The following is a 17,848-nucleotide window of genomic DNA, read 5'->3' on the forward strand; positions in this document are numbered from 1 at the left end:
TTTTATATTAGTTTATTATTGGTAGCAAAAACAATTGCTTCGGAGATATTGGTTACTTCCAGTTTTTCAAAAAGTTTTTTTCTGTGAAATTTTACAGTATCCGGCGAAAGAAATATAGCTTCTGCAATTTCATTTATAGTAAAACCTCTGGTCGAAAGCTGCAGAATTTCCTGCTCTCTTTTAGATAAAGATATTTTTTGCGAATCTTCCCAATGGTCTAGCGCGAGATTATAACTATGTACTAAATTTTCTCCGTTTTTATGTATTTTAACGTTACCAGCCTTGCGTTCAGATGATAAAGAAATAATACAGATTGCTTTCCAGATTTTTCCGGTATTGGTTAAAAAAACCGGAGTAAGTTTTTGGTTAATCAAAATCAATTTTCCTTCCTGATTTTTTAAATGAAAATCGTATGATATTGTATAGAGAATGCGGTCTTGTACAGGTGTTTTTTCATAAAAGTCAAACCCGATAGAATTAATTTTCAATAATAATTCTAAGTCTGCAGGAGGCACATGCTTGAAATAAAAAGCGTATCCCATTTCCAGAACCTGTTGTGCTGTATTACCACATAGAAACAAAGGATTATCTGAAACAAACTCAAAGCCTTGTTCCAAATAATCGATAACATAAATGCTCGTATATGTAGCTCTTGCAAATGCCTTAATAGGTTCTAAATAATCAAATTTTTGAGCCCTTTCTTCATCTGTCAAGCCATAAATTGTGTTTCTGGAATCAAAAAACGAATTAGAATCCTGGTCTGTCATCATTCATAATTTTATTCAAATGTAATTCTTTTTTATAATGTATGAAAAGAATTACATTAATCTTGTAAAAATAAGAATAATAATACTTATTGATTGCCAGATTGTTATACGACGTCTATAGATTAAAATACTTGTCGGATTTCTCTTAAAGCCTATAAATGCAGGCCTTACAAAAAACGAATTCTTTACTTACAGCAAAACTTCTTTCTCTTTTAACAATTTTAATCAAAAAAAGGCAGCTACCCTTTAGGGTAGTTTATTGATTTACAGAATAATACTACCAATTAGTGTAGCGGAAGAACGCTATATGAAAATTAGATTTGTTATAATCAACCAACTCAGAAAACCATGATAAACCAAAACTACTTAGAAAGATTAGAACTAAACCAGCTAACCGAATTAGCCAAGTTTGTAGTCGAAGAGAATTTTAATCATCATTGTGAGGATGTAAGTGTAAATGAAATTATCACAGACACTCAGGAAGTGTATGATGAGGAATTGAATTATTTTAAAGATTCTGAAATTTTTGTTGCTAAAGATTTTTCGGGAAATATTCAGGGATCAATACGGGTAATCAAATGGGATTACAAAACGAAACTTCCGCTTCAGAAAATTTTTGATATCGATCCTTTAAGTTTTTTTAATTATTCCGAAAAATTATCATCGGTCTGGCACATCGGAAGATTTGCCACAAAAAGAAATATTCAGGATAAAACTCTTTTTAAAAGATTAATGGTTTGTGCCATAGCTCCTATATGTGAGCAAAAAAGCGGTGTTGCCTTTGCCGAGTGCGACAGCAAACTTTTAAGGATTATGAACCTGTTGGGAATAAAAGCTAAAGTTATAGGATCTTCTGTGCATTATTTGGGGTCAGAAACCATTCCGGTTGCCATGAGTTACGAAGGTTTAAAGGAATTTTATTATAACAATAAAGATCTTGTAACCTCTCAGTATATAGATAAAATGTCCCATCAAATATTTGAAAATAAAGAATATCAGTATCACACTTGTTAAGCTTCCTTTTTAAACAAAAAAACATAAAAAGATATATTAAAATCTTTATGATGATTGATCAAATCACACAAATGGCTTTAATACATCATATTGGAAGAAGTGATTTCTTAATATTTATTGATTACAGATTTTTTTGATTAACCAGTTAATTCTATTACCAATGATGAATGAAATAACAAAAAGTACCACAATAGATTGGTCTTCCCCAGATATTTTAAATCAAATTGTTCAGAATATTAAAAATCCGTTAGAGAACATTATTGAAGCTAGTAAACCCAGTATAACCGATAATAAAAATCACAGCGAGATTATTTTCTCGAGCAGCAAACAAATTAATGATTTGATTGAAGAAATTATAGACGGAATAAAATCAAAATCTGTAAGCCTTACAGTGCAGGGACGTCCTGAAATTTTTGATATCTACGAGTCTAATAAAAATGTTCAGGATTTGTGTGAAAATAAAATTAATCCTCAAAAAGTAACCAAACTAGACCAGGACTGGCTGCTCAATTTAGAGAAAGAAATTTACAGCTCGATCAGTCAAAATGATTTGAATCTTTACGAACTGTCTTATAAAATGGCAGTAAGTGAAAGACAGCTGCACAGAAAAATTGCAAATCTGGTAAACCTTACACCCAATAAATACATACGAATATTGAGACTGCATAAAGCGAAGCATATGATTGATAATTATATCCAAAACTCAATTTCGCAGGTTGCCTATTCTGTAGGGTACAATGATGTGCATTATTTCTCAAAGCTATTTGTAAATCAATATGATATTTCGCCTAAGGACTTAATAAATTCTTTGCGATAAAATGGATTGATAACAATATCTCACGGAATGAATTTAAATTTTAAGAACAAAAAACATGATTTTAACAGAAGAACAAAAAAAAGGTCAGGATGTATTTTTTAGGATAATTACAGAAGCCTGGGCAAACGATGATTTTAAAAAATCATTGATTAGAAATCCCGAAGCAACTTTAGAAAAGTTTTTTGGAAGGAGTCTGCCATTAGGGAAAAAGATCAAGGTAACAGACCAGTCTGATCCGGAATATCTGTACATCAATATTCCTATAAAGATGAAACCCACTGATCAGGAACTGGATGAAAAAAAGCTGGATAAATTAAGCGGTGGAGCCCCTAAAGATACAGGCATTACCGACTATGAAAGTTTATATGATTCCTTAGGAAACATCTACAAATAGCATTTAAAAAAATGTCAGATTTCACAGATTGATTGTCATAATCAACAAACAGAATTCAAATAAATTAGTATAATCTTAAAAGAACAAAATTATGAAAAGAGCACTTTTTTTCTTAGGTCAGTTTAATAATAAAGATGTAGAATGGTTAATTCACAATGGACAGAAAATTGAACTGGGAACAGGCGAAAAACTGATCCAGAAAGGCAATTTTATTGATAGTTTATATATCGTTTTATCAGGTCAATTATCTGTATGCGCAGAAAGCGGCGATAAAGAAGATATTGCAACATTAGGAACAGGCGAGGTTGTAGGCGAAATGTCTTTTCTGGAAACAAGACCGCCATCTGTTTCTGTAATTGCAAAAAAAACATCGGTGGTTTACAAAATTTCTCGTGAGATAATAGAACTTAGGCTTACTTCAAATCCTGATTTCAAAGCCAATTTTTATTATGCGCTGGCATTATTCCTTTCAAACAGATTGAGAAAAACTACAGATCAGTTAGGATATGGAACGCCTGAAGAAGAAGATTTAATAGACACAAAAATATTAGACGGAGTGGCTCAGGCGGGGGCACGTTTTGGCCAGATCCTGCACCGATTTTCAGAAGCATAATCCAGTATTAACTCTAAACATCAGATTTAAATGAGGTTTAACTATATTTTTTTTGCAGTATTGATTGCGGTTGTTCAAAACTTACAAGGTCAATCTAAAATCAAATGTGATTTAATTGAAATTTCGAGTATAGCTTTTGACAAAAGTCCGAATATTAAAAGAAATTATTATGCGATACAAAATGCCGAAGGAGAACTTCAGGTACAATGGAGCACATTTGATTTTAATTTAAACTCAGGTCTTTCGTATCAAAACAGCAGATTAAATTTATACGATGACGATCCTCGAAATCAATATATTGAAAGATCTCTTAAGTCTAATAATGTAGATTTTTCGGCTGCTTTGCAAAAAAGATTCCGAACCTCACAAATCGCAGAGGTTAGTTTAAGATATCTCTATAACGACAGTAATTTCCCGCTTAATACCTTCAATCAGTTTGTAGGGCAGTTTTACGGAAACCATACAGGAGTTATTAATTTATCACTGACACAACCGCTTTTAAGAGGCCGCGGAAAAAAAATAGCAACAACAGGAGAGCAGGTAGCAAATCTTTATATTGATAAAAACAAATTTGATTACGAGTTTACCAATTCATACGAAATTCTTCAAATAGGTATTGCTTACTGGACGTATTATACCGCATTTAAAAGTCTGGATGTTTATATAGAAAACGAAAACAGGGTAAGAAACGTTCTCGAAATTACAAAAGAGTTAATAAAAGCCGATAAAAAACCAGAGAGCGATATGGCTCAGGTAAATGCCGATTTGACAAATCAGGAAAGATTAACCTTTACCGCAAGGCAGAATTTATATAACGCAAGATTAAATTTAGGCAGGGCAATAGGTTTATCTGACCAGGAAAGTGAGCAGCTTGGGGATCCTACAAGTGATTTCCCGATGGTTGACCAAAGCGGGTACAAAGAAAATATTGATAAAAAAGCGTTCATAAAAAGTGCCAAAGACAATCGGGCCGATTTAAAAGCCATCCAAAAAGTTACTGAAGCTGTAGAACTTCAATATCAATTGGCACAAAACAATTTGAAACCCCAGCTTGATTTAACCGGTTTTGGATATTACGGCAGCACCAGTGTAGGAAATGGGGTCGACAAAACATTTTCTTCATTTACACACAATCAGGGACAAGATGTTGGTATAGGTGCAAAGTTGACATTTTCATTTGCTTTAAATAATAATCTGGCAAAAGGAAATTATGAAATAAATAAAATTGCCGTAAAAGATCAGGCTGTAATAAGCGACAATACGCAGAGAAATGTTGATTTAAATGTAAATGTAGCGCTTAACAATTTAAACAATAGTGTTTTAATTCTGGAAAAAGCTAAGGAATCTATGGGATTTCATAAAGAAGCTTTTGACAACGAAAAAATAAAATTTCAAATGGGCTTAACAACTCTTTTGAATTTAATGTTGTTTCAGGAAAGGTTCACTTATTCAGAATTAGAATATCTAAATGCAGAGCAGCAGTTTTCAAATGCAATTATAAGCCTCAGACATGAAACAGGTACACTTATCTCAAAGGAAAGCCTGAATTTTAAAGTTCTTCAAAATGCATTTTATACTGTTCCAAATACAGAAAATTAATAAAAAAACAAGAAACCATGTCAGCAAGTTTTTTCAGAAAATCGGCGTTAGAGAAGCTTTCTACTCCAGAAAAATTAGATCAGTTAATTAAAGTTACAGGACCCAAAGCCTGGATTGCACTTTTTACCGTTGCAATAGCACTGTTTACAGGTGTATTATGGGCATTTATGGGAACTGTAAAAACAAAATTAGATGTAATTGGAGTAGTGCAGGGAGGCGAAGTTCACGAAGTGGTAGCAACATCGCAGGGACAATTAGTAGAGTTAAAAGTAGCAATTGGAGATCATGTAAAAAAGGGTGATATCATTGCTACGATACAACAGCCGGAGCTGCATCAGCAAATAGAAGATGCAAAAGCCGTAGTATCAGACCGAAAATTTGAAATGGGAAAACTGTCTTCTTATGGAAGTCAGGGTACGCAGCTTCAAAGTGAATTGATAAAACAAACTCGTGTAAGTATTCAGGGCGAAATTGAAGCCGAAAGAAAGAAATTAATTTTTCTGAATAATCAGTTAGAATCTGAGAATGGTTTACTTAGTAAAGGCTTAATAACCAAGTCCGAAGTTGCCGTTACGAGACAGCAGATCGAAGCTTCAAAAAATACTATTGAACGCTTAAAAGGACAAACTGTAGAAACCTCGACGCAGCAGCACAATTTAGGTTATGACATGCAGCAAAAAATAACATTGCAAAATCAGAGAATTGCTGAAGCCGAACGAAATCTTCAGTTTTTAACCGAAAGATACGATCAGCAAAAAAATATAAAAAGCCCGTATGACGGAGAAGTAATTGAGGTACTAACAGATGCGGGAATTGTTGTAGCGGCAGGAACTCCTCTGTTTAAACTCAAAAATCTTAGTGATGCAAAACTAGCGGTTTTAAAAGGAGTTTTATATATCCCTTCACAGGATGGAAAAAAAATAAAAAAAGGAATGGAAGCCTTAGTGGTTCCCTCAACAGTACAGCCACAGGAATACGGATTCATAAAAGGAAAAGTAACCTATGTTTCTGATTTTCCCGTAACCCAGCAGGGTATGCTCACTTCTGTTAAAAATGATCAGCTAGCCAAAGGACTTTTGGCACAAGGACCATTATTTGAAGTTCATGTTGACTTCGAAAAAGACCCTGATTCGTATAGCGGTTTTAAATGGACATCGGCAAAAGGACCTGAGATTTTTATTAAAGAAGGTACTTCCTGTATGGGAAAAGTAACCGTGAAAAAAGAACCTCCGGTAACGATAGTAGTGCCTGCATTCAAGAAATTTTTTGACTTATATTAATAAAAACAGATGGGAAATAGTACCACTTTTGTTATTGAAAAACAAGCCCGCCCAGTTAAAGTTCCAACTGTATTACAGATGGAAAGTGTTGAGTGTGGCGCGGCAGCATTAAGTATTATTTTAGGGCATTTTGGCAAATTTGTTCCCTTAGAAAAATTGCGTATTGCCTGTGGTGTTTCTAGAGATGGTCTTAAAGCGACCAATATTATCAAGGCAGCAAAAGTATTTGGACTGGAAGCAAAAGGATATGCAAAATCTATAGAAAAATTAATGCAGATTAAAACGCCGGCTATCATCTTTTGGAATTTTAATCACTTTTTGGTGCTGGAAGGTTTTACAAAAAACAAAGTATATTTAAGTGATCCGGCTCAAGGGAGATATACTGTTACTCATCAGGAGTTTGATGATGCTTATACAGGAGTTGTTTTGACCTTTGATGTAGGTGAAGGTTTTGAAAAAGGAAACGAAAAAAAAGGTCTTGCGGGGTCTTTGCTTTCAAGAATATCGAGTTCAAAACTAAGTATAACTTATATCATCATCGCTAGTTTATTTCTGGTAATTCCGGGATTGGTAATTCCTTCCTTTCTTACCGTTTTTATAGACAAATATCTTATTAATAACTTTTCGGGATTTGTAATGCCATTGTTATTAATAATGGGAGGAATCTTAATTGTAAATTCGGTTTTAGTTTACCTTCAGCAGTATTTTTTACTTAAACTCGAAACAAAACTGGCTCTGGTTACTTCGAGCAAGTTTTTGTGGCACGTATTTCATTTACCAATTGCTTTTTTTACACAACGTTACAGCGGAGAAGTAGGCAACAGGGTTTCGCTAAACGATAAAGTTGCCAAATTACTAAGCGGTGACCTGGCCAATGCCGCTCTCAATGTTATAGTAATTATTTTTTATGCCATATTAATGTTTTCGTATGATGTTACCCTGACATTAATCGGAATTTTTATGGCAGCCTTAAATATCATCATTATAAAATGTTTTGCAACAGCAAGAAAAGATGGCAGCCGAAGGTTAAGCAATGAAACAGGAAAATTACTCGGAACCACAACTTCCGGAATCAGCATGGTTGAAACCTTAAAAGCATCCGGAAGAGAAAATGACTTTTTTACCAACTGGATCGGGTATTTGGCAAAGGTTATGAATGCGCAGCAGGAATTGGGATGGCTTACAATCAGGCTCAATGTAATGCCTAATTTAATTACATCATTAACAAGTTCCTTAATTCTCGGAATTGGAGCTTTACGAATAATGGATGGCGAAATGACTTTAGGAACTTTAGTCGCTTTTACATATTTGATGAATAATTTTATTTCGCCTGTTAATCAATTAGTAAACGTTGGAAATATGCTGCATGAAACAGAAAGTGATATGAGCAGGATAGACGACGTATTAAATTATGAGGTCGATAATCAATTTACTGAAAAAGCAAACCAAAATAATCAGGCAGATGTTAAGGACCTTCCTAAAAACAAACTGATTGGTTATTTTGAAATGAAAAATGTAACATTTGGTTACAACACTACAATGCCGGTATTAATTGAAAACTTCAATTTAAAATTAAAACCCGGAAGCAGGGTCGCACTCGTTGGCGGATCAGGAAGCGGGAAATCTACCGTGGCCAAAATCGCTTCTGGGCTTTACGATCCATGGCAGGGTGAAGTTTTACTTGATGGTAAAAACAGAGATACCATTTCCAGAAACATTATTACAAGTTCACTGGCTGTAGTAGATCAGGATGTAATTGTATTTAATGGAACAATTAAAGAAAATATCTCTTTTTGGGATTCTATGATTCCCGAAAAACACATTATAAATTCGGCACGGGACGCAGCCATTCACGATGTTATTGCCGCCAGAAGCGATGGATATGATAGTAGTGTAATGGAAGGCGGAACCAATTTTAGCGGAGGTCAGCGTCAGCGTATAGAAATCGCCAGAGCTTTATCCGGTAACCCTACCATTTTGGTTATGGATGAAGCCACCAGTGCACTGGACCCGACTACCGAAAAAACTGTAATGGATAATATTAAGAAAAGAGGCTGTACATGCCTTATTGTAGCTCATAGGTTAAGTACTATAATCGATTGCGACGAAATAATAGTAATGGAGTTTGGAAAAATAGTAGAACGTGGTTCTCATCAGGAATTGTTGAAACAAAATGGAGTGTACGCTCATCTGATCGAATCAAAATAAATTTTATACCATGTCAATGAAAGCGAAAATACATATAGGAGTTGAAAATCCGTTGATTCTTAATAATACAGACAGTTTTTGGATGGTTATTTCGGGTGATGTAAATGTGTTTCACACTAAAATTGATGAAAACGGAGAATATTTATGCGCTTTAAAATTCTTATATTCTGCAAAAAAAGGAGAACTTTTATTTAGTCTTCTGCCGCCGGATTGTACCGATGACATCAGATTAATAGTTTATTCTAATGATGCTAAACTATTAGCAATCAACAAAAGTGATCTTCTTGACATTGACCGCTTCTTTTTGAAAAACATGATCAACAAATGGATTTCAAAAACATCCTCTGAATTAAATTCTCAAAATGCACCAAGAGTCTATACGCCGCTTGATGATTTTGATCAAATTAATCTTAAAGAAAATAGTATTGCTTATCCTTCACATGGCGTAAACTGGGTACAGTTACAAAGCGGAAGCATTTCTGTTTTTTCTAATGATACCATGGTAAGTTTGGGTGATGAACCTAATTTTCCTATTCCTGTATCAAATAAACTGTGGATTAAATCCTTATCAGACAAAACAGAAGTTAAAATATTAAGCACAAGAGAAGTTATAGAAGAAGAGGTTAATTTTTTAATTTCATTAGAAAAAATACAAGCTCATTTTTATTCACAGCTTGCTGATACAATAAAAAATAACAGTGTTTTTGAAAATGAACATTTTACTGCTAAACTGGTTAGTGAAGAAGATGAATTAAAAAATACCCTCGAAAAAATAACATCTATTGTAACTGGCGGTAAAAAAAGTACACCACATATAACAGCTTCAAAGTTAAATAAGCAAAGTATACTTTACTCAACTTGTCAGGTTATTGCAAAGCACAGCCAATTTAAGTTTGAAGAACCAAAACATATTGACCCAAACGAAACCAGTTCAAAAAATCTGTTATATGCTATTGCCAAAAGTTCAAAAACAAGAGTTAGAAGAATTATATTAAGAGATGTATGGTGGAAAGATGAAAACGGACATTTACTGGCTTTTACCAAACAAAAAAATGAACCGGTTGCTCTGATACAAAAAAACTCAAGTTCCTACTTAATTAAAAATTTAGCAGATGGATCAGAAGCTATTGTAAATCATGAAATCGCAGCTTCTTTGGAACCAATTGGCTATATGTTTTTTTCTGGCTTCAATGTCAAAATGGATTCTATGAAAAAGGTATTGAATTTTGCCATGAACGGGGTTAAAAATGATGCCAAATTATTAATGCTGGCTTCATTGGCAGGAAGCTTAATTGGTTTACTGGTTCCTATTTTATCAGGAATTATTTTTGACGATGTTATCCCAACTGCAGACAGGTCTATACATTTTGAAATATTTAGTGTTATGATCGTGATAGGTTTGGTAACCGCCGGACTTCAGCTCGTTCAGGGTGTACTGCAAATGAGGGTCGAATCAAAATCCAGTATCAATCTGCAGGCTGGTGTAATGGATTATATATTAAGGCTGCCTGTAACTTTTTACAAGAGATATAGTGCAGGAGATCTTACAAACAGAATTTTAAGTATCAATTCGATACGACAAATACTTTCGAGTACATTGATGACAGCTGTATTAAGCGGTGCATTCTCATTTGTAAACCTTATTCTTCTTTTCTATTACGATTCGAGTTTAGCCTGGGTTGGTGTAGGATTAGCTTTGGTCGCAGTAATCTTTATGATTGCTATGGGATATTTAAAATTAAAATATGACAGAGATGTCTCAAAATATCAGGGTGAAATTCAAGGTTTTCTTTTTGAATTTTTATCTGGAATCAGCAAAATAAGAATAACAGGCGGCGAACGAAGAGTTTTTACTTTATGGGCAGAAAAATTTTCAAAATTAAAACAATTAGGATTTAGTTCGGGGAATTATCAAAATTTTGTAGAAATTTTTAATAGCTCTTATCCTTTGTTTACCAGCATTTTCTTCTTCTCTTTTATTTATTATACTGTAATACATGCTGCCACTGCTGGATCGGCTATGATGACTGTAGGTTCATTTATGGCATTTATTACAGCATTTAATAAATTTTTGGGCGATAGTCTGCGATTAAGTATGGCATTTATAACCTCCTTAAATGTAATTCCGCTTTATGAAAGGGTAAAACCAATTCTCGAAGAAGAGCCGGAATCTATGGATCAGAGTATTGATCCGGGAGAATTGGCCGGTGATATAGAGATGAATTCTGTTTCTTTTAGATACAACGAAAATCAGCCTTTGATTTTAAAAAATATCACTTTCAAAATCAAACCCGGAGAAATGGTTGCTTTTGTTGGACCTTCCGGTTCTGGAAAATCAACTATTATGCGATTGCTTTTAGGATTTGAACATCCTGAAATGGGCTCGATTTTTTATGATGGAAATACTTTTGATACCATGAATAAAGAACTGGTTCGAAGACAAATTGGTGTAGTACTTCAAAATGGAGCGCTTATGGCGGGTAGTATTTATCAAAATATCGTTGGAAATTCTGAATTGACACTTGATGATGCCTGGGACGCTGCTCGTATGGCGGGAATGGAAGAGGATATTAAAAATATGCCAATGGAGATGCATACTTTGGTTAGCGAAGGTGCCGGAACATTTTCGGGCGGACAAAGACAACGGCTTATGATCGCCAGATCAATTGTACATAAACCAAGATTACTATACATGGATGAAGCCACAAGCGCACTCGATAACAGAACTCAAAATATTGTAGCCGAAAGTTTAGACAAGCTTCAGGCAACACGTATCGTAATTGCACATCGATTAAGTACTATAAAAAATGCAGATCGAATTTATGTTTTAAATAATGGAGAAATTACAGAATCTGGTACTTATGAAGAGTTAATGCAGCAAGATGGTTTATTTAAAGAACTGGCAAAACGCCAAATTTCCTAAAATCATGAATAATTCATTTCCATTAGGAGCAGTTGACAAAAGACAGTCAACTGGCATATCTGAAGAACTTAAGGCTTATCTTTTTAATACGTTTTCTTTAAACGATGATATTACCTTTTCTGCTTTTAACGACGATCCTGAGATTCAATTTTGGGAAGAATCATTAATGAAACTTTCTAATGAAGATGTTTTTAATATGCTCAAAGAATTTTATCCTCAATTGAATTTTTTAATTGAAAAAGAAACCGATAAACTTGAACTGTATAATAATGCTGTCTTAAAAGGAAAAACAAATGATGTAAGTCTAACGGCTTATATAAAACTCGAAAATGCAAAAAATATCAGTTTAGAACTTCATCAGAGTGCAGCTGGAAGAATTCCGGTTTTAGTCATTCCTAACAAGGAAGATTTTGTAAAAATACTACAGGCATTAATTCATAAAAACAATCCGGTCCCCATTCCATCTTCTATGGGAGCTGTTTTATTAAATGGTTTAAATAATTCGAAGCGACTGAATATTTTAAAAAAAAACTGGCAGCAAAATAATCCTTTTGGCGATTGGAATGCAGAGTTTTTAAAGAATATTATGCCAAACAAATCCTTATATAAAGATAAACTGATCATTTTAAGCACAAAACCCTACAGTAATGTCTCAGCAAGTCAATTAGGATTGGATGAAGATTTATGGACTGCATATTCAGTTTCGATTCGAAAAGAGCATGAATTTACGCATTTATATACGCTCAAAAAATATGGACAGGCTACTAACAACCTCCATGATGAACTGATAGCAGATTATATTGGAATTATTAAAACAATATGGAATTATAATAAAACCTGGATGCTGACTTTTATGGGGTTAGAAAATTATCCTCATTACAGAGAAGGTGCAAGATTAGAAAATTACATAAAAGAAGCTAAATTATCATCGGATGATTTTAAACAGCTGATTACAATTATCAAAAACGCGATTGAAAACATTGCAATTTTTGATAAAAAAGTAGGAAAATTAAAATCGACCAAAGATCAAATGTGTAGAATAGATGCACTTTGTGAATTAAGTTTGATTGATATAGCTTCAGAAAATGGCAGCGAATTATTGCTTGAAATTTATTATGAAAATTTCCACCGTGCTTTGTTTTAAACTTTGCAAAACTCTTAATTAATCTTTCTTAAAACATAATAAAAGGGTATTGTCCATTATTTAAATGGACAATACCCTTTTATTAATTCCCTATGTGTGAATGTAAATAGAAAAATACTTCTACTGGGAATTTTATAAATTCTTCCTGAAATTAAATACCTTATAGTAAAAGCCGCATTTGTAACTTTATTAATAAGTTTAAAATATTAGTAATCAAAATTATAGATTATGGCAGAAATTAAAATTGAGAAAAAGAAACCCGTTTGGCCGTGGATTGCAGCTATCCTTCTGATCGCCGCAATTGTATATTATATCTTTTTAAGAAATGATGAAACCCAAACGGAAAGAAGCGTAGAAATCGAAAACGCCACAAGTACAGATACGATAAAATAACTTCGACAGAAGTATTATTTGAAAAATAATTACAATATAAAAAATACAATTGTATGGAAAATAAAAACAGAAATTTATACAGACTGGACGAACTTTCTGACTATAAAGTTGCTTCTAACTATTCTGATGTAAGAGGCTGGAAAATAGTAGACGCCGACAACCGCACTATAGGAACTATAGATAATCTTTGGGTTAATAAAGATATGCAGCGTGTTGTTTATCTGGATGTGAGTCTGGATAAAAAATTAATAGAAGATAATCACAGAGAAGTGCACGACGCAATAGCATACGACAACGGAAAAGAGTTTATCTATAAAGATGGAGAAAGTCATATCATTATACCAATTGGATCTGTAAACATAAACAAAGACACAAAAATTGTTATGGCTAACAGTATAGGATATGATACATTTCGAAACACGAGCAGATATAACATACAGCAGAATTTTGACCGAGACTATGAAAGAAGAGTTATGAAATCGTATTATCCAGATGATGTTCATGTTTCAAATGAAAGTGATGATGATGCTTTTTACAGACGCAGGGAATTTGACAACCATTAATATTGTTAAATGCTTATACAAAAATTAAAAAGATCAAACGTTTAATTGCGTGCGATCTTTTTTTGTAAACTTCTATTTCGAAACAAAACACGAGAAACGAGATTTTTTCTAACTTAAATAAAAGTCTTAGAAAAGCAAAAACCTGCAAATCGTAAGACTTGCAGGTTTGTTTCATTTTTAGGTTTTCAAAAGATTCAAAAACTTTCGTTTCACGGCCCTTTTATTTAGGACAGTAAATTCACTATAGTTTGTTTTAAAAATCAATTAATGCAAAAAATATAGAATTAGATTGGTCTTTTATAGACCGTTACATCATCTACCCACATCATTACAGTAGAAAATAATTTGATTTTATTAGGGTCAATAAAGTTAGAATCTTTTGATCCGACATTCAGATTAAATATAATAGAGTGAGGCCCAAAATTATTTAAGTTAAGGTTGCCTGCACTACTATTTGTATACGTTGAAACCGTTACATTATCGACTTTTATAGTTACTGTTACGACATTGTTCTGCATTTTCCAAAACGATTCATACAAGTGCCATCCGCCATTTCCGTTAATATCAAAATTACCCGGATAGTTTCTTTCGGCAGCGTTTCCTAATAAATTTGCTCCCGAAGAAGTTCCATAAAAAAGATTTGAAGTAAAACGACTTGCATTAGGGGCAAAAGAATAGCCTTCCATAATATCTATTTCTCCTTTTGTTGGCCAGGCATTTTGCTGCACAGACCAGAAAGCAGGCCAGGCACCATAAGTCTCCGTGAAAGATTTATACGTTCCTCTATCCATCGCTATTAATTTAATATTAGCAGAAAGCATATACTCTGTATTATTTTCAGGCTTATATTGATAATGAGAAGAAATAAATCCGGATTGATATTTGTATGTACTTAGTTTAGTGGTCTTGATTTCAAGGCATTGTTTTCCATCTCTCCATTGTGTCGTAGGTACAGAACTATAATAATCGCAATACCATGAGTTATAATCTGCTCGCTGCTCCTTTGTCCATTGCGATAAACTGGATCCTACATCAAATGTATCTTCAAATTGTTTAACCCATGGAGCGCCTGCAGCTTTGTTTGTACTGCTTTTTGTACCGGAATTTCCAGATTGTTCTTTTGCCGATTGGTCTTTCGTAGTTGGAGTTACGTCCTCAGCGCAGGACGCAAGCCCTAAACCTAATACACATGTAACTGTTAACGCTAACAAATTTAATCTTTTCATAATTTAATTTTTTGGTTAATTAATAGTTGAGTAAAGTATTATAGTTTTAAAAAAAATTAATCTAAGCCTTCCAGAAATCCGGTATGAGAACTTTTGACAGCAAAATTTGAATCGTATAATAAAGGCCAGTCATTTCCGGGATGATTTAATTCTGCATTAAACGGAATCCAGGATTCATTATCCTTCATTCCCCAAATAGTTAAGGCGTATTTGTTTGCTGCCGGAAGCGCATTATAAATTTTTACCATTTCCTTGTATTTTTCTTTTTGCGCAAGCCTTCTTTCGTTTGTGAAAGTAGAAATGTCATTAGATGGATTTACTTGTATATCCAGTTCAGAAACGTGAATTTTCAATCCTTTCGATACTGCTCTGTTAAGATCTGTTTCTATTTGAGCTTTTGTCGGGCTTAAATACGTGTTGTGCATTTGGAAACCGATTCCATCAATCACATTGGCAGCTTTTAAATCATCGACAATACTAAAAACTTTGTCTTGTTTTGCGGTATTAGTTGAAGTTGCATAATCATTGTAGAATAACAATAATGATGTATCGCCAGCAGCAGTTGCGGCAGCTCTTGCCCATTGAAAACAGTCTTTTACATAATTAGGTCCCATTCGCTGCAAGAAAATAGTATTTCGCATAGCACCGCCATTGTCATCTACAGCTTCGTTAACTACATCCCATGATTTTACTTTTCCGGCGTAATGTGTCACTACAGCAGTAATGTATTTTTTAACTTCTGCAGCAAATTCTGCATCAGTACCAGAAAAATCTTTTAACCATTGCGGTACCGAATTGTGCCAGACTAAAGCATGGCCATGAACATTGATATTATTGGCATTTCCGTATGCCACAATTTTATCGGCTACAGTCCAGTTGTAAACACCGCTTGCAGTCGAGATCTGATCCATTTTCATTTCATATTCGGCAGAAATACTGCTGAATTCATTTTTTAAAATAATATCATACGGACTTCCGTTTGTCAATTGTGACGCTTTTATCGCCATACCTACAAAAAACGGATTGGCTAGCTTATTTACTTTTACTTTTAAAAAAGTCGGATCTTCAGGAATACCGCTTGAACCTGTTGTGACAACACTAATCACATTTGAATAACCTGAAATTTCTGTTTCATTTTTAGCTCTTACCCGGTAATAATATTGTGTTCCTCCGGTCAAACCTGTTACGACTTCATTTAAATCAGTAACTTCTTTTGCGTTGTAATTTGGGACAAAAGAGGTAAAGTCTGCTGTGGTTGAAACATCTAGAAGATAACTCTTTGAATGTGAAACATAATACCATTTTGCCCTAAAACCATTATCATTTACATCTTTTGCAGTGTTTGCAACAGGCGTTTCTAAAGTTTCAGCAACTTCATTGTCGTCTTTTGAGCAGGCATTTAAAAAGAAGAAGATGCTGGTCAGCATTAATAAAAATTTAATTTTCATACTGTTTTTTATTATAGAATATTCTTCGTTGTTACGATGAATACTCTGATTTATAGTTTCTGTTTTTTATTATATAACACGTTGGTTGTGATTACTTTTGTTCGTTTTGCCAGAATCATAAAAAACTTAAACACATAGAAACATAGCTTTTGGTCCCTTAAAAAAGGCGTTTCACTTATTTAAAATAAACATAGAGAGCTATGTATTAGAAACATGTTTTTTTATACTCTTTTTAAAGAAATAAAATCTATGTTTCTATGTGTTAAAATAATTATACCTAACGAGGTTATATAGTTTACTTTTAAAAGAGGCTGTACTTGAAACAGCCTCTTTTTTAGTTAAAGACCAATCAATTATTGGTAACGAATTTTAATATTATCAAATTTAATGGCACTAGGATTTGGCGAATCTCCCTGAGCAACTCCAACCTTTATTTCATTAATTTTAGAAGCATCCAAAGAAGCTGCTGTATTTGAGCCAAAACCATAATTATCTTTAAAATCTGCAATTGATATGGTTTTTGTAGTCCAGTTAACATCTGTAATTTTAAAATTATAACCATAGTTTACGCCGTCGATAGTATTTAACTGAATGGCAAAATTTGCCCCAACAACATTTGCACTTACATCAATATCAATAAAAGTTTTTGTCGCATCTTTATTAGCAGCACTTAAGAAATTGGCTCCGCCGCCGCCGCTGCTTCCATTATAACCATTTGCAGTTGATCCGCCCCAAACTAATGTGGTGTAATTTCCTGTTGGCCCGCCTGTAGTACTCGCATTAAAACTTTCAATGTCGCCATAAGAAGTCCATTCTGTTCTTACGCCATTTCCGTCAAAATCAGACACCAAAACGATTGTTGCAAAATTTATTGTTTGTTTGGCAGCACCTCCCGGAGTAGTAATTACCAGTTCAGATCCTGAAACGGCATTAGCAGGTAAACCGATAATAACAGAAGTAGATGATTTTAGTGTATAACTTACTGTTTTTCCTCCTAAGGTTATCGATGAAATATTATAAAACCAAGTTCCTTCAATTTCAAGCGGATACCCCGGAGTTGCGACTGCGGGAGTTGTTTTTGTAATGGTTGGAACTGGCTGTAAAATTTCAATTTCTTTAGTTACAGACCCCGTTCCGGTTATAAATGTAATAGGCTGTTTTCCAAATCGACTGCCTAATTTTTCATCAAAAGTAATAGTGAAAATAAACGATTTATCTGAATTGTAGTTTGGATTGAAACTGATGTCAATTTTATTGTCCAGCGTAATCTTTTTTAATCCTTCTAAACCTTTTCCTTCAACTCTGACTTTGTTTAATGGAAAAGCCTGATTAAGTAAATCTCCCGGTTCTGCAACCATTGCATCTATGTTTGCTGTAACTGCATCGTCGTTATCGCAGGCTGTAAAAGCAGCTAATGCGAAAATAATTAGAATTCTATATTTTAGTTTATTGATCATAA

The 17,848-nt window shown here is 33.8% G+C and carries 15 protein-coding genes; 11 read left to right on the forward strand and 4 right to left on the reverse strand.

Translation table 11 applies throughout. The features are described from left to right. Positions 1–2: 2 nt before the first annotated feature. Positions 3–770: a response regulator transcription factor gene (locus BUC29_RS19395; RefSeq protein WP_244160854.1), complete on the reverse strand. Its 768-nt coding sequence runs from the start codon at positions 768–770 to the stop codon at positions 3–5. Positions 771–1,115: 345 nt separating this feature from the next. On the opposite strand from BUC29_RS19395, the gene BUC29_RS21645 reads away from it, so the two are divergent. The 11 genes from BUC29_RS21645 (at position 1,116) to BUC29_RS19445 (ending at position 13,715) form a co-directional block, all read left to right on the forward strand. Beyond that, positions 1,116–1,781, forward strand: a complete 666-nt coding sequence (locus BUC29_RS21645; RefSeq protein WP_073417973.1) for a hypothetical protein — start codon at positions 1,116–1,118, stop codon at positions 1,779–1,781. Between the two features lie 160 nt (positions 1,782–1,941). Then, positions 1,942–2,598, forward strand: a complete 657-nt coding sequence (locus tag BUC29_RS19405; protein WP_084538686.1) for a helix-turn-helix domain-containing protein — start codon at positions 1,942–1,944, stop codon at positions 2,596–2,598. A gap of 55 nt (positions 2,599–2,653) precedes the next feature. Next, complete coding sequence (locus tag BUC29_RS19410) at positions 2,654–2,992, forward strand: NHLP leader peptide family RiPP precursor (protein ID WP_073417977.1); 339 nt, start codon at positions 2,654–2,656, stop codon at positions 2,990–2,992. Between the two features lie 91 nt (positions 2,993–3,083). Then, a complete protein-coding gene (locus BUC29_RS19415; RefSeq protein ID WP_073417979.1) occupies positions 3,084–3,605 on the forward strand; it encodes a cyclic nucleotide-binding domain-containing protein in 522 nt (173 codons plus the stop codon). A 30-nt stretch (positions 3,606–3,635) separates the two neighbouring features. Beyond that, positions 3,636–5,204: a TolC family protein gene (locus BUC29_RS19420; RefSeq protein ID WP_084538687.1), complete on the forward strand. Its 1,569-nt coding sequence runs from the start codon at positions 3,636–3,638 to the stop codon at positions 5,202–5,204. 17 nt (positions 5,205–5,221) lie between these two features. Beyond that, complete coding sequence (locus tag BUC29_RS19425; protein WP_073417983.1) at positions 5,222–6,484, forward strand: NHLP bacteriocin system secretion protein; 1,263 nt, start codon at positions 5,222–5,224, stop codon at positions 6,482–6,484. 9 nt (positions 6,485–6,493) lie between these two features. Beyond that, positions 6,494–8,692, forward strand: coding sequence for an NHLP family bacteriocin export ABC transporter peptidase/permease/ATPase subunit (locus tag BUC29_RS19430; RefSeq protein ID WP_073417985.1), 2,199 nt, complete (start codon positions 6,494–6,496; stop codon positions 8,690–8,692). A gap of 16 nt (positions 8,693–8,708) precedes the next feature. Continuing rightward, the gene (locus BUC29_RS19435; protein WP_208610057.1) at positions 8,709–11,615 is read left to right on the forward strand and encodes an NHLP bacteriocin export ABC transporter permease/ATPase subunit; all 2,907 of its coding nucleotides are present in this window, start codon (positions 8,709–8,711) and stop codon (positions 11,613–11,615) included. A gap of 4 nt (positions 11,616–11,619) precedes the next feature. Beyond that, the gene (locus tag BUC29_RS19440; RefSeq protein ID WP_139260562.1) at positions 11,620–12,759 is read left to right on the forward strand and encodes a DUF7005 family protein; all 1,140 of its coding nucleotides are present in this window, start codon (positions 11,620–11,622) and stop codon (positions 12,757–12,759) included. Between the two features lie 228 nt (positions 12,760–12,987). Continuing rightward, positions 12,988–13,152: a hypothetical protein gene (locus tag BUC29_RS21600; RefSeq protein ID WP_167369551.1), complete on the forward strand. Its 165-nt coding sequence runs from the start codon at positions 12,988–12,990 to the stop codon at positions 13,150–13,152. 53 nt (positions 13,153–13,205) lie between these two features. Continuing rightward, on the forward strand, positions 13,206–13,715 hold the full coding sequence (locus BUC29_RS19445; RefSeq protein ID WP_073417991.1) for a PRC-barrel domain-containing protein: 510 nt from the start codon (positions 13,206–13,208) through the stop codon (positions 13,713–13,715). A gap of 284 nt (positions 13,716–13,999) precedes the next feature. Here BUC29_RS19445 and BUC29_RS19450 read toward each other — a convergent pair whose 3' ends face one another. The 3 genes from BUC29_RS19450 to BUC29_RS19460 form a co-directional block, all read right to left on the reverse strand. Then, complete coding sequence (locus BUC29_RS19450) at positions 14,000–14,941, reverse strand: glycoside hydrolase family 16 protein (RefSeq protein WP_073417993.1); 942 nt, start codon at positions 14,939–14,941, stop codon at positions 14,000–14,002. Positions 14,942–14,997: 56 nt separating this feature from the next. Further along, positions 14,998–16,389, reverse strand: a complete 1,392-nt coding sequence (locus BUC29_RS19455) for an endo-1,4-beta-xylanase (RefSeq protein ID WP_073417995.1) — start codon at positions 16,387–16,389, stop codon at positions 14,998–15,000. Positions 16,390–16,742: 353 nt separating this feature from the next. Beyond that, a complete protein-coding gene (locus tag BUC29_RS19460; protein WP_073417997.1) occupies positions 16,743–17,846 on the reverse strand; it encodes a hypothetical protein in 1,104 nt (367 codons plus the stop codon). Positions 17,847–17,848 lie beyond the last annotated feature (2 nt).

Source organism: Flavobacterium defluvii, assembly GCF_900129555.1.
GTDB lineage: Bacteria > Bacteroidota > Bacteroidia > Flavobacteriales > Flavobacteriaceae > Flavobacterium > Flavobacterium defluvii.